We start from the raw sequence: 12,083 nt of genomic DNA, 5'->3' as shown, positions 1-12,083 counted from the left end.
CCGAGCAGCCCAGCCAGCCCCCAGCCGACCGTCCAGCCCCTTTCCAGGAGACACCGTGAACGTTTTCCCCGGCAGCGGCATCCACAGCCCGAAGGGCGTGGGAGGTGCCCCCAGCGCCGAGTACACCGGCCCCAGGGCCGAGTCCCGCTACGTCATCCCGCGCTTCGTCGAGCGCACCTCGCAGGGCGTCCGCGAGTACGACCCGTACGCGAAGCTCTTCGAGGAGCGCGTGATCTTCCTCGGCGTCCAGATCGACGACGCCTCCGCCAACGACGTCATGGCGCAGCTGCTGTGCCTGGAGTCGATGGACCCCGACCGGGACATCTCGATCTACATCAACAGCCCCGGCGGTTCCTTCACCGCGCTGACGGCCATCTACGACACGATGCAGTTCGTCAAGCCCGACATCCAGACGGTCTGCATGGGCCAGGCGGCCTCCGCCGCCGCGGTCCTGCTGGCCGCCGGCACCCCGGGCAAGCGCATGGCCCTGCCGAACGCCCGCGTGCTGATCCACCAGCCCTACAGCGAGACCGGCCGCGGCCAGGTCTCCGACCTGGAGATCGCCGCCAACGAGATCCTCCGGATGCGTGCGCAGCTGGAGGAGATGCTGGCCAAGCACTCCACCACGCCGATCGAGAAGATCCGCGAGGACATCGAGCGCGACAAGATCCTCACGGCCGAGGAGGCCCTGTCGTACGGGCTGATCGACCAGATCATCTCCACCCGGAAGCTGAACAACGAAGCCGTCCGCTGACGCGGAAGCCGTACCCCTCGCCGCCCTCCGGCACGGTCACGTCGAAGTGAACCGTGCCAAGGGGGGCCCGGACGGGGGGCCCGGCAAGGTACCGTCGACATAAGGCAGCACCAGGAGTCGCTGGACGAGCGCGTCCAGGCGGCCCCCAGGCGAAGGGGAAGCACACCGTGGCACGCATCGGTGACGGCGGCGATCTGCTCAAGTGCTCGTTCTGCGGTAAGAGCCAGAAGCAGGTCAAGAAGCTCATCGCAGGGCCCGGTGTGTACATCTGCGACGAGTGCATCGATCTCTGCAACGAGATCATCGAGGAAGAGCTCGCCGAGACGAGCGAGGTGCGCTGGGAGGAACTGCCCAAGCCCCGCGAGATCTACGAGTTCCTCGACGGCTATGTGGTCGGCCAGGAGGCGGCCAAGAAGGCCCTCTCCGTCGCGGTGTACAACCACTACAAGCGGGTCCAGGCCGGGGAGAACGGCGGCGGCCAGGGCCGCGAGGACGCCATCGAGCTGGCCAAGTCCAACATCCTCCTGCTCGGCCCCACCGGGTCCGGCAAGACCCTCCTGGCCCAGACCCTGGCCCGCATGCTCAACGTCCCGTTCGCCATCGCGGACGCCACGGCGCTGACCGAGGCGGGGTATGTGGGCGAGGACGTCGAGAACATCCTCCTGAAGCTGATCCAGGCCGCCGACTACGACGTCAAGAAGGCCGAGACCGGGATCATCTACATCGACGAGATCGACAAGGTCGCCCGGAAGAGCGAGAACCCGTCGATCACCCGGGACGTCTCCGGCGAGGGCGTGCAGCAGGCCCTGCTGAAGATCCTGGAGGGCACCACGGCGTCGGTCCCGCCGCAGGGCGGCCGCAAGCACCCGCACCAGGAGTTCATCCAGATCGACACGACGAACGTGCTGTTCATCGTGGGCGGTGCCTTCGCCGGCCTGGAGAAGATCATCGAGGGCCGCGCGGGTGCCAAGGGCATCGGCTTCGGCGCCACGATCCGCTCCAAGCGGGAGCTGGAGGCCAAGGACCAGTTCGAGGACGTCATGCCCGAGGACCTGGTCAAGTTCGGCATGATCCCCGAGTTCATCGGGCGCCTCCCCGTCATCACCTCGGTCCACAACCTCGACCGCGAAGCCCTGCTGAAGATCCTCGTCGAGCCGCGCAACGCGCTGGTGAAGCAGTACCAGCGGCTCTTCGAACTCGACGGTGTGGAGCTCGACTTCGAGCGCGAGGCGCTGGAGGCCATCGCCGACCAGGCCATCCTCCGCCAGACCGGCGCGCGCGGCCTGCGCGCCATCATGGAGGAGGTCCTCCAGGGCGTGATGTACGAGGTCCCGTCCCGCAAGGACGTCGCCCGCGTCGTCATCACCGCCGACGTGGTCCTCTCCAACGTCAACCCCACCCTGATCCCCCGCGACGCCCGCGGCCGGGGACCGGGGGAGCAGAAGACGGCGTAGCCGCCCTTCGCCACCGCATACGGAAGGGGCCCCGGTCACTGGACCGGGGCCCCTTCCGTATGCGCCGAACGCGCGAGCGCGGGTCAGATCTTGACCCGGACCTCCTTGCGGAGCTTCGCGGTGGTCTCGGCGGCGGCCGACGGCTCGGTGGCCTTGCCCGACAGGATGTCGGCCATGTCCATCGGGATGACGAAGCCGAGCGTGCTGTGGTCGCCCCAGACGCAGACCGTCATGTTCAGGATCTTCGGCGCACCGGTGTCCTTCTCGGAGGAGTTGTCTATCTTCGCCTGCTGGCACTTGAGGACCGCGCCGTCGAGCCCGGCGGGCGAGTACGCCTTCGGCTCGCCGACCAGGGTGGTGTCCGCGTCGTCGCCGTCCTTCTTGCCGGACTCCGACTTCATGTGGGCGAACATCGCGTCCACCGTCTTCGCGGGGTCGTCGATGGTGCCGTAGACGCCGTTGAACTGGAGCTGCTTCATGGCCAGCGGCGCGCTCTTGTCGCCGGACTGGTAGCTGGCGCCGATGTCCTTGGGGTTGTGCACACCCCACTTCTCGGCGTCCTTCATGTCGTCCTTCGTCATGGTGCCGCTCTCGCCGTCGGACTTGGCGTAGTTCCCGAGCACCGTCGCCGGCGTCACCAGCTTGTGCGGGCCGTCGTCGGCCACCGAGCCGCTGCCGCCGCTCCCGCCGATCAGGAAGTACGCGCCCACCGCGATCGCCGCCACGACCGCGACCGCCCCGATGATCGCCGCCGTCTTCTTGCCGCCTCCGCCGCCACCGGTGGCCGGGGGCTGAGGCATCCCGCCGTAAGGGGGCTGCTGGCCGTACTGCGGCTGCTGCTGGCCGTACGGGCCGGGCTGCTGGGGCTGCTGCGGGTAGCCGTAGCCCGGCTGGGGCTGCGGGGCCTGCTGCGGGTAGCCGTAACCCGGCTGGGGCTGCTGCGGCGGTGTCTGCTGGGGGTAGCCGTAGCCGGGCTGCGCGGGCGGCGCCTGCGGCGGCTGCTGGCCGTAGGGGCCCGGCTGTCCGTACGGTCCGGGCTGCTGGGGCTGCCCGCCGTACGGGCCCGGCTGGTTGTGACTCATTCCTGGGTTCCCCTCCAGATGCTTATGCGTACCTGACATCCTGGCCCAGCCGGACGCGGCCCAGGCCACCGGGGTGCGCACCGTTACAGAACAAATGCGGTTCGGGACACGGCCGTGACGCCTCTAAACTGGGCGCGTGACCGAGAACGCTCAGCAGCAGCCACCAGCGCCCGACACCGAACTGCCGACCCAGTACGCGCCGGCCGATGTAGAGGGGCCGCTGTACGAGCGCTGGGTGGAGCGGGGTTACTTCGAGGCGGACGAGAAGAGCGACAAGCCGCCCTTCACCGTCGTCATCCCGCCGCCGAACGTCACGGGCAGCCTCCACCTGGGCCACGCCTTCGAGCACACGCTCATCGACGCCCTCACCCGCCGCAAGCGCATGCAGGGCCACGAGACGCTGTGGCAGCCCGGCATGGACCACGCCGGCATCGCCACGCAGAACGTGGTCGAGCGCGAGCTGGCCAAGGAGGGCAAGTCCCGCCACGACCTGGGCCGCGAGGCGTTCGTCGAGCGCGTCTGGCAGTGGAAGGGCGAGAGCGGCGGCCAGATCTCCGGCCAGATGCGCCGCCTGGGCGACGGCGTCGCCTGGTCCCGTGAGCGCTTCACCATGGACGAGGGCCTCTCCCAGGCCGTCCAGACCATCTTCAAGCGGCTCTACGACGACGAGCTGATCTACCGCGCCGAGCGCATCATCAACTGGTGCCCGCGCTGTCTGACCGCGATCTCCGACATCGAGGTCGAGTACCAGGACGACGACGGCGAGCTGGTCTCGATGACGTACGGCGAGGGAGACGACACCATCGTCGTCGCCACCACCCGTGCCGAGACGATGCTCGGTGACACCGCCGTCGCCGTCCACCCCGACGACGAGCGGTACAAGCACCTGGTCGGCAAGCTGATCAGGCTGCCGCTGACCGACCGCTCCATCCCGGTCGTCGCCGACGAGCACGTCGACCCCGAGTTCGGCACGGGCGCCGTCAAGGTCACCCCGGCCCACGACCCGAACGACTTCGAGATCGGCCGCCGCCACGACCTGCCGTCCATCACCGTCATGGACGAGCACGCCGTCATCACCGCCCCCGGGCCCTTCCAGGGCCTGGACCGTCTGGAGGCCCGCTCCGCCATCGTCGGCGCGCTGCGCGCCGAGGGCCGGATCGTCGCCGAGAAGCGCCCCTACGTCCACTCCGTCGGGCACTGCTCGCGCTGCAAGACCACGGTCGAGCCGCGCCTGTCCATGCAGTGGTGGGTCAAGGTCGGCCCGCTGGCCGAGGCGGCCGGTGACGCGGTCCGCGAGGGCAAGGTCACCATCCATCCGCAGGAGATGGAGAAGCGGTACTTCGACTGGGTCGACAACCTCCACGACTGGTGCATCTCGCGGCAGTTGTGGTGGGGCCACCGCATCCCGGTCTGGTACGGCCCGGACGGCGAGACCGTCTGCGTCGGCCCCGGCGAGGAGCCGCCGTCCGGCGAGGGCTGGCACCAGGAGACCGACGTCCTGGACACCTGGTTCTCCTCCGGCCTGTGGCCGTTCTCCACGCTCGGCTGGCCCGAGCGGACCGAGTCGCTCGCGAAGTTCTACCCGAACTCCGTCCTGGTCACCGGCTACGACATCCTCTTCTTCTGGGTCGCCCGGATGATGATGTTCGGCCTGTACGCGATGGACGGCACCCCGCCGTTCCACACCATCGCCCTGCACGGCATGGTCCGCGACCAGTTCGGCAAGAAGATGTCGAAGTCCTTCGGCAACGCGGTCAACCCGCTGGACTGGATGGACAAGTACGGCTCCGACGCGCTCCGCTTCACCCTGGCGCGCGGCGCCAACCCGGGCGTCGACGTCCCGATCGGCGAGGACTGGGTCCAGGGCTCGCGCAACTTCGCCAACAAGATCTGGAACGCCACCCGCTTCGCGCTGATGAACGGCGCGACGGTGGAGGGCCCGCTGCCGGAGCCGTCGGCGATGTCGGCGACCGACCGCTGGATCCTGTCCCGGCTCAACTCGGTCGTCGCCGAAGTCGACGCGTACTACGACGACTTCCAGTTCGCCAAGCTGTCCGACGCGCTGTTCCACTTCGCCTGGGACGAGGTCTTCGACTGGTACGTCGAGCTGTCCAAGACCACCTTCCAGGCGGGCGGCGAGGCCGCCGAGGTCTCCAAGCGGGTCCTGGGCGAGGTCCTGGACGTCACGCTGCGGCTGCTGCACCCGGTCGTCCCCTTCGTCACCGAGACGCTGTGGACGACCCTCACCGGCGGCGAGTCGGTCGTCATCGCCGCCTGGCCGGCCGACAGCGGCTTCCGGGACGCGGACGCCGAGCGGGAGATCGAGACGCTCCAGACGGTCATCACCGAGGTCCGCCGCTTCCGCGCCGACCAGGGCCTCCAGCCGGGCCAGCGGGTCCCGGCCCGGCTGACCCTGGACGGCACGGCGCTCGCCGCGCACGAGGCCGCCGTCCGCCAGTTGCTGCGGCTCCAGCCGGAGGGCGAGGCGTTCACCGCCACGGCCACCCTGCCGGTCGCCGGGGCCGAGGTCGCCCTCGACCTGTCGGGCACCATCGACGTCGCCGCCGAGCGCAAGCGGCTCGCCAAGGACCTGGCCGCCGCCGAGAAGGAGAAGGCCCAGGCGAACGGCAAGCTCGGCAACGAGGCGTTCCTGTCGAAGGCACCCGAAAAGGTGATCGACGGCATCCGCGCCCGGCTCGCCAAGGCCGAGGAGGACATCGCCCGCATCACCGCCCAGCTGGAGCGGCTGCCGCAGGCGTGACGTCCCGTACGCCCGAAGGCCCCGGAGTCCCTGAGACCCCGGGGCCTTCGGGCGTTCGTGACGGGACGTGACGGGACGTGACGGGACGGGGCGGTCCGGGACGCGGGTGTCCGCGAGCGGGAGCCCGCACGACCGCCCATGACCGCAGTCGTCCCTCCCCGCGCACGCACCGGCGCCGGGGGAGCGCGACCCCGAACCCACGCCTTGAACGTAGCCGCCCCGCCCCCGGCCTCGCGTCCGCGCCGGGTCTGTACCGCGTCCGCCGCCGGGTCCACGCCCGGCCCCGCTCCCGTGCCTTGAGCGCGTGGCCGCCGTCCGCGCCCGGTCGGCCCCGGCCTCGCGCACTCCCACGCCGAACCGGCGCCGCGCCTCGTCCCGCCGCTCCGTAGACTGAACCCGTGAGCGACCTCCCGCACGAGAACGACCGGCCCGACCCTCTCGACTCCTTCGACGAGATCATCGAGGCCGAGACCACCCGTGACCCCGATCTCGCGGTGATCGAGGCCGGCAGCCGCACCCTGCGCACGCAGGGCGGCCCGCCGCAGGCCGACGTGCCCGGCCGTCCCGAGGACCCCGAGGTCGACAAGGCGCTGCGGGAGGTCGAGGCCGAGCTGGCGACCCGCTGGGGCGAGACCAAGCTGGAGCCCTCGGTCAGCAGGATCGCCGCGCTGATGGACGTCCTGGGCGAGTCGCAGCGGTCGTACCCCTCGATCCACATCACCGGGACCAACGGCAAGACCTCCACCGCCCGCATGATCGAGGCGCTGCTCGGCGCGTTCGAACTGCGCACCGGCCGCTACACCTCGCCGCACGTGCAGTCGGTGACCGAGCGGATCAGCCTGGACGGCGCGCCGGTCTCCGCGGAGCGGTTCGTCGAGACGTACCAGGACATCAAGCCGTACGTGGAGATGGTCGACGCCGCGCAGGAGTACCGGCTGTCGTTCTTCGAGGTGCTGACCGGCATGGCGTACGCGGCCTTCGCCGACGCGCCGGTGGACGTGGCCGTGGTCGAGGTGGGCATGGGCGGCACCTGGGACGCCACGAACGTCATCGACGCGGATGTCGCCGTCGTCACCCCGATCGGCCTGGACCACACCGACCGGCTCGGCTCGACCACCGGGGAGATCGCCGGGGAGAAGGCCGGGATCATCAAGCAGGGCGCCACGGTGATCATGGCCCAGCAGCCGGTGGACGCGGCGCAGGTGCTGCTGAAGAAGGCCGTGGAGGTCGATGCCACGGTGGCCCGCGAGGGCCTGGAGTTCGGTGTCGTGGCGCGCCAGCCCGCCGTGGGCGGGCAGCTGCTGACGCTGCGCGGCCTGGGCGGCGAGTACCCGGAGGTGTACCTGCCGCTGCACGGCGCGCACCAGGCGCACAACGCGGCCGTGGCGCTCGCCGCCGTGGAGGCGTTCTTCGGGGTGGGTTCGCAGCGCGCCGAGTCGCTGGACCCGGAGACCGTCCGCAAGGCGTTCGCCGCGGTCAGCTCGCCGGGCCGGATGGAGGTCGTGCGGCGCTCGCCGACCGTGGTGCTGGACGCCGCGCACAATCCGGCGGGCGCGCAGGTCACGGCGGAGGCGGTGCAGGAGGCGTTCGACTTCAGCCGGCTGATCGGGGTGGTCGGCGCCAGCGGCGACAAGAACGTGCGCGGGCTGCTGGAGGCGTTCGAGCCGATCTTCGCTGAGGTCGTGGTCACGCGGAACTCCAGCCACCGCGCGATGGACGCCGACGAGCTGGCGGCGATCGCGGTGGAGGTGTTCGGCGAGGAGCGGGTCCAGGTGGAGCCGCGGCTGCCGGACGCGCTGGAGGCCGCGATCACGCTCGCCGAGGAGGAGGGCGAGTTCGCCGGCGGCGGTGTGCTGGTCACCGGTTCCGTCATCACCGTGGGTGAGGCCCGACTGCTCCTCGGGAGGGGCTGACTCTCGTGCGTACGCTGTGTTCCTCGACCCTGATCGGCGAGTTCTTCGTCATCGGTTTCGCCGCGCTGGTCGCGATGAAGGACCCGGACCTGTCCATGGGGACGGTGTGGACGGTCAGCGGCATCGCGATGGTGCTGTGCGTGCTGCTGTGCGGGATGCTGGGCCGGCCCGGCGGGGTGGCCCTCGGCTGGGCCCTCCAGATCGCGCTGGTCGCGTCCGGCGTCGTGGTGCCGGTGATGTACTTCCTGGGCGCGGTGTTCGCGGGGCTGTGGTGGGCGTCGGTGCACTTCGGGCGGAAGATCGACGAGGCGAAGGCGAGATTCGCGGCGCGGGCCGCCGAGGCGGAGGCGGCTTCCGCGGCCGCCGCCTCGGCTGACGCTGTGTGACCGCGACCTTGTAGGGTCGTGCCACCGCACATCTGTACAGCAGAAGGAGTCCACCGTGACCCAGCGCACCCTCGTCCTCCTCAAGCCCGACGCGGTCCGTCGCGGCCTGACCGGCGAGATCATCAGCCGTATCGAGCGCAAGGCCGGCTGGCAGATCACCGCGCTGGAGCTGCGCACCCTGGACCAGGACACGCTGGAGCAGCACTACGGCGAGCACAAGGGCAAGCCCTTCTACGAGCCGCTGATGGTGTTCATGGCCTCGGGCCCGGTGGTCGCGATGATCGTCGAGGGCGAGCGGGTCATCGAGGGGGTACGCGCCCTGGCCGGTCCGACCGACCCGATCGCCGCCGCGCCCGGTTCCATCCGCGGGGACTACGGTGTGATCGTGCGGGAGAACCTGATCCACGCCTCCGACTCCGAGGAGTCCGCCGAGCGCGAGGTGAAGATCTTCTTTCCCGGTCGTGGCTGAGCCGTCGGCGCCGCTTCCTGACGTATCGTCAGTTCATCAGCCCGCCTGACCTGGGCGGCCGTGGACATGCGGCCGCCCATCGGCATACCCGAAGGCGATCGGGGGAACGCGTGCCCCCGATGGACCGTCTCCACAAGCGAGGCGGTACGCCATCTGCTGACAATGGCGAAGACCCTCGCGCGGTGTTCGTGCAGGCGCGTTTACGATGGAAGCCTTCACGTCACAGCACCCACCTCGCCGTACCTGAAATGCCCTCAAAAGCTCCCAGGGAAGGCCAGACGAATCCTGATGGGGAACTCAATGTCGTTCATCGGCCGTGACATGGCTGTCGACCTCGGGACCGCCAACACGCTGGTGTACGTCAGGGGTCGCGGGATCGTACTCAACGAGCCGTCCGTCGTCGCGATCAACACGAACACCGGTGGCATCCTCGCCGTCGGCGCCGAGGCGAAGAAGATGATCGGGCGCACGCCCGGCAACATCGTCGCCGTGCGCCCGCTCAAGGACGGCGTCATCGCGGACTTCGAGATCACCGAGCGGATGCTCCGCTACTTCATCCTGAAGATCCACAAGCGGCGCTATCTGGCTCGTCCGCGGGTCGTGGTCTGCGTGCCCTCCGGCATCACCGGCGTCGAGCGGCGCGCCGTCATCGAGGCCTCCTCCCAGGCCGGCGCCCGCCAGGTGCACATCATCGAGGAGCCCATGGCCGCGGCCATCGGCTCCGGCCTGCCGGTCCACGAGGCCACGGGCAACATGGTGGTGGACATCGGCGGCGGCACCACGGAGGTCGCGGTCATCTCGCTCGGCGGCATCGTCACCGCCCAGTCCATCCGCGTCGCCGGCGACGAACTGGACAACGCGATCATCCAGTACGTCAAGAAGGAGTACAGCCTTCTGCTGGGCGAGCGCACGGCCGAGCAGATCAAGATCACGATCGGCTCCGCGTACGAACTCGACGCCGACGAGCACACCGAGATCCGCGGCCGGGACCTGGTCTCCGGCCTGCCCAAGACCGTCGTCATCTCGGCCGCCGAGGTGCGCAAGGCGATCGAGGAACCGGTCAACGCGATCGTCGACGCGGTCAAGACGACCCTGGACAAGTGCCCGCCGGAGCTGTCCGGCGACATCATGGACCGGGGCATCGTGCTGACCGGCGGCGGCGCCCTGCTGCGCGGCCTGGACGAGCGGCTGCGCCGGGAGACCGGCATGCCGATCCACATCGCCGAGGACCCGCTGGACAGCGTGGCGCTCGGCTCCGGGAAGTGCGTCGAGGAGTTCGAGGCGCTGCAGCAGGTGCTGGACGCCCAGCCGCGCCGATGACACGACGTTTCGATTCCGCCGTACGAGATGATCTCCTCTCGTACGGCGGATCGTTGATATAGAGGCATAAGCTCCCACAAACGGCCCCCGAGGGTGTGCGCTTCCCCACCGGCGCTCACCGGGGGCCACCCGAATTCCTACGAGGAAGGGCACGGCCGCCGCACGTGAGGGACACGAAAGAGAGCCGGCTGCTCCTGGTGCTGCTGATCGCCGTGGCGTTCGCGCTGATCACGGTCGATATCCGCGGCGGGGAGAATTCCCCGGTGGACGGCGCCCGGCGCGGCGCCGCCACCGTTTTCGGCCCGATCGAGAACGGCGTGTCGGGCGCGGTGGACCCGGTCGGCGACGCGGTCTCCGCGGTCCGCGAGTCCGGCGGCCGCCACGACCGGCTCGCCGCACTGGAGAAGGAGAACGCGGCGCTCAAGGCCAAGCTCGGCAGCGACGACCGCAACCGCAGCCGTCTGAGCCAGCTCGACAAGATGCTGAAGCTCGCCGGCCAGGGCCAGTACGGCATCAAGGGCGCCCAGGTCATCGCCATAGGAGCCGCGCAGGGCTTCTCCTGGACCATCACCATCGACGCGGGCGCCGACGACGGCATCCGGCGCGACATGACCGTCCTCAACGGCGACGGCCTGGTCGGCCGCGTCACCACCGTCGGCCCCGGCACGTCGACCGTGCTGCTCGCCAACGACCCCGACTTCACCGTCGGCACCCGCATGGAGGGCACCGACGAACTCGGCTTCGCCTCCGGCCAGGGCGACCGGCCGATGCGCGTGCAACTCCTCAACGGCAAGGCGGAGGTGAAGAAGGGCGACCGGCTGGTCACCTTCGGCTCCCAGGCCGACAAGCCGTTCGTGCCCGGTGTCCCGGTCGGTGTCGTCTCCCGCGTCGACCCCTCCGGCGGCGACCTGACCCGCACCGTCTACGTCACGCCGTACGTCGGCTTCACCAAGCTCGACGTCATCGGTGTCGTCGTCCAGGCCCCGAAGAAGGACCCGCGCGACACGGTCCTGCCGGCCAAGCCCAAGCCGGCCCCGACGCCCACCGTGACGGTCACGGTCACCCCGACCGGCGGCGCGAACGACACGTCCGGCCGCTCCGGGAACGGCGCGGGCCTGCCCGACACCCAGGGCACCGGGGAGCGCGACACCCAGGGCACCGGGGAGCCCGACCCGCAGTCCACCGACGACCAGCAGCCGTAGGAGCGAGAAAAGTCCCCATGCGTCTCAACCGGATCCTGCTCTCCACCGTGCTGGTCGTCGTCGCCCTGGTGATCCAGGTGAGCGTCCTGGCCCGGCTGCACCTGCCCGGCGCCGTGCCCGACCTGCTGCTGCTCACCGTGCTCGGCCTGGCCATGGTCTACGGGCACGTCGGCGGCTGCCTGGTCGGCTTCGGCGCCGGACTCCTCGCCGACCTCGCCCCGCCCGCCGACCACGCCGCCGGCCGCTACGCCCTCGTGCTCTGCGTCATCGGCTATCTGGCCGGGCTCATCAAGCCCGAGACCGGCCAGGTCAAGTCGGCCACCGGCCCGATGGCCGTGGTGGTCGCCGCCGCCCTCGGCTCCACCCTGCTGTACGCCGGTGTCGGCGCCCTCGTCGGCGACACCGCCGCCCGCCACGTCGGCCTGCCCGGACTGCTGATCAGCGCGGCCGTCTACGATCTGCTGCTCGCCCCGTTCGTGGTGCCCGGCATCATGGCGCTGGCCCGGCGCGCCGAGAACGACCCGCTCGCCGAGGCCGGTTCCGCCGCCAAGAAGGCCGACATCTCCTCCGGCTGGCTCTCCTCGGGCACCGGACTGCGCATCGGCGGCCAGCGCGGCGCGCTCGGCTCACTGAAGACCAAGGCCCGCTCCCGCTCCACCCGGGTCGGCCGCATCAAGGGGGTCAAGCGCCTGTGACAGGCCCGCACGCACACGACTCGTCCGGACACTGAGAGGGGGAGGCA

10 protein-coding genes are annotated in these 12,083 nt (G+C 70.4%); 9 read left to right on the top strand and 1 reads right to left on the bottom strand.

Annotated elements, in window-relative coordinates; all coding sequences use genetic code 11:
• Positions 1 to 55: 55 nt before the first annotated feature.
• Positions 56 to 754 (top strand): ATP-dependent Clp protease proteolytic subunit, encoded by a 699-nt coding sequence (locus tag A8713_RS10285; RefSeq protein ID WP_064533146.1) that lies wholly within the window; start codon positions 56 to 58, stop codon positions 752 to 754.
• A gap of 167 nt (positions 755 to 921) precedes the next feature.
• Positions 922 to 2,208 (top strand): ATP-dependent Clp protease ATP-binding subunit ClpX, encoded by a 1,287-nt coding sequence (gene clpX / locus A8713_RS10280; RefSeq protein WP_018570823.1) that lies wholly within the window; start codon positions 922 to 924, stop codon positions 2,206 to 2,208.
• Between the two features lie 83 nt (positions 2,209 to 2,291).
• On the opposite strand, the gene A8713_RS10275 is transcribed toward clpX, so the two are convergent.
• Positions 2,292 to 3,290 (bottom strand): hypothetical protein, encoded by a 999-nt coding sequence (locus A8713_RS10275; RefSeq protein ID WP_064533145.1) that lies wholly within the window; start codon positions 3,288 to 3,290, stop codon positions 2,292 to 2,294.
• A 136-nt stretch (positions 3,291 to 3,426) separates the two neighbouring features.
• Between A8713_RS10275 and A8713_RS10270 the strand changes: the two genes are divergently transcribed.
• The 7 genes from A8713_RS10270 (at position 3,427) to mreD (ending at position 12,036) form a co-directional block, all read left to right on the top strand.
• Positions 3,427 to 6,051 carry a valine--tRNA ligase gene (locus A8713_RS10270; RefSeq protein ID WP_064533144.1) on the top strand — a complete coding sequence of 875 codons (2,625 nt, stop codon included), beginning with the start codon at positions 3,427 to 3,429 and terminating at the stop codon, positions 6,049 to 6,051.
• 398 nt (positions 6,052 to 6,449) lie between these two features.
• Entirely contained in the window at positions 6,450 to 7,964 is a 1,515-nt protein-coding gene (folC, locus tag A8713_RS10265) for a bifunctional tetrahydrofolate synthase/dihydrofolate synthase (protein WP_064533143.1), read from the top strand.
• A 5-nt stretch (positions 7,965 to 7,969) separates the two neighbouring features.
• Entirely contained in the window at positions 7,970 to 8,350 is a 381-nt protein-coding gene (locus tag A8713_RS10260; RefSeq protein ID WP_064533142.1) for a DUF4233 domain-containing protein, read from the top strand.
• A gap of 55 nt (positions 8,351 to 8,405) precedes the next feature.
• Positions 8,406 to 8,819 (top strand): nucleoside-diphosphate kinase, encoded by a 414-nt coding sequence (gene ndk / locus A8713_RS10255; protein WP_018570818.1) that lies wholly within the window; start codon positions 8,406 to 8,408, stop codon positions 8,817 to 8,819.
• A 300-nt stretch (positions 8,820 to 9,119) separates the two neighbouring features.
• On the top strand, positions 9,120 to 10,139 hold the full coding sequence (locus tag A8713_RS10250) for a rod shape-determining protein (RefSeq protein WP_018570817.1): 1,020 nt from the start codon (positions 9,120 to 9,122) through the stop codon (positions 10,137 to 10,139).
• A gap of 164 nt (positions 10,140 to 10,303) precedes the next feature.
• Positions 10,304 to 11,341: a rod shape-determining protein MreC gene (gene mreC / locus A8713_RS10245; protein WP_064533141.1), complete on the top strand. Its 1,038-nt coding sequence runs from the start codon at positions 10,304 to 10,306 to the stop codon at positions 11,339 to 11,341.
• A gap of 17 nt (positions 11,342 to 11,358) precedes the next feature.
• Complete coding sequence (gene mreD, locus A8713_RS10240) at positions 11,359 to 12,036, top strand: rod shape-determining protein MreD (RefSeq protein WP_018570815.1); 678 nt, start codon at positions 11,359 to 11,361, stop codon at positions 12,034 to 12,036.
• The last annotated feature ends 47 nt before the right edge of the window (positions 12,037 to 12,083 follow it).

Origin of the sequence: Streptomyces sp. SAT1 (genome assembly GCF_001654495.1) — a bacterium.
In the GTDB taxonomy this organism is placed as follows: domain Bacteria; phylum Actinomycetota; class Actinomycetes; order Streptomycetales; family Streptomycetaceae; genus Streptomyces; species Streptomyces andamanensis.
This window is presented reverse-complemented; position numbering and strand designations above follow the sequence as displayed.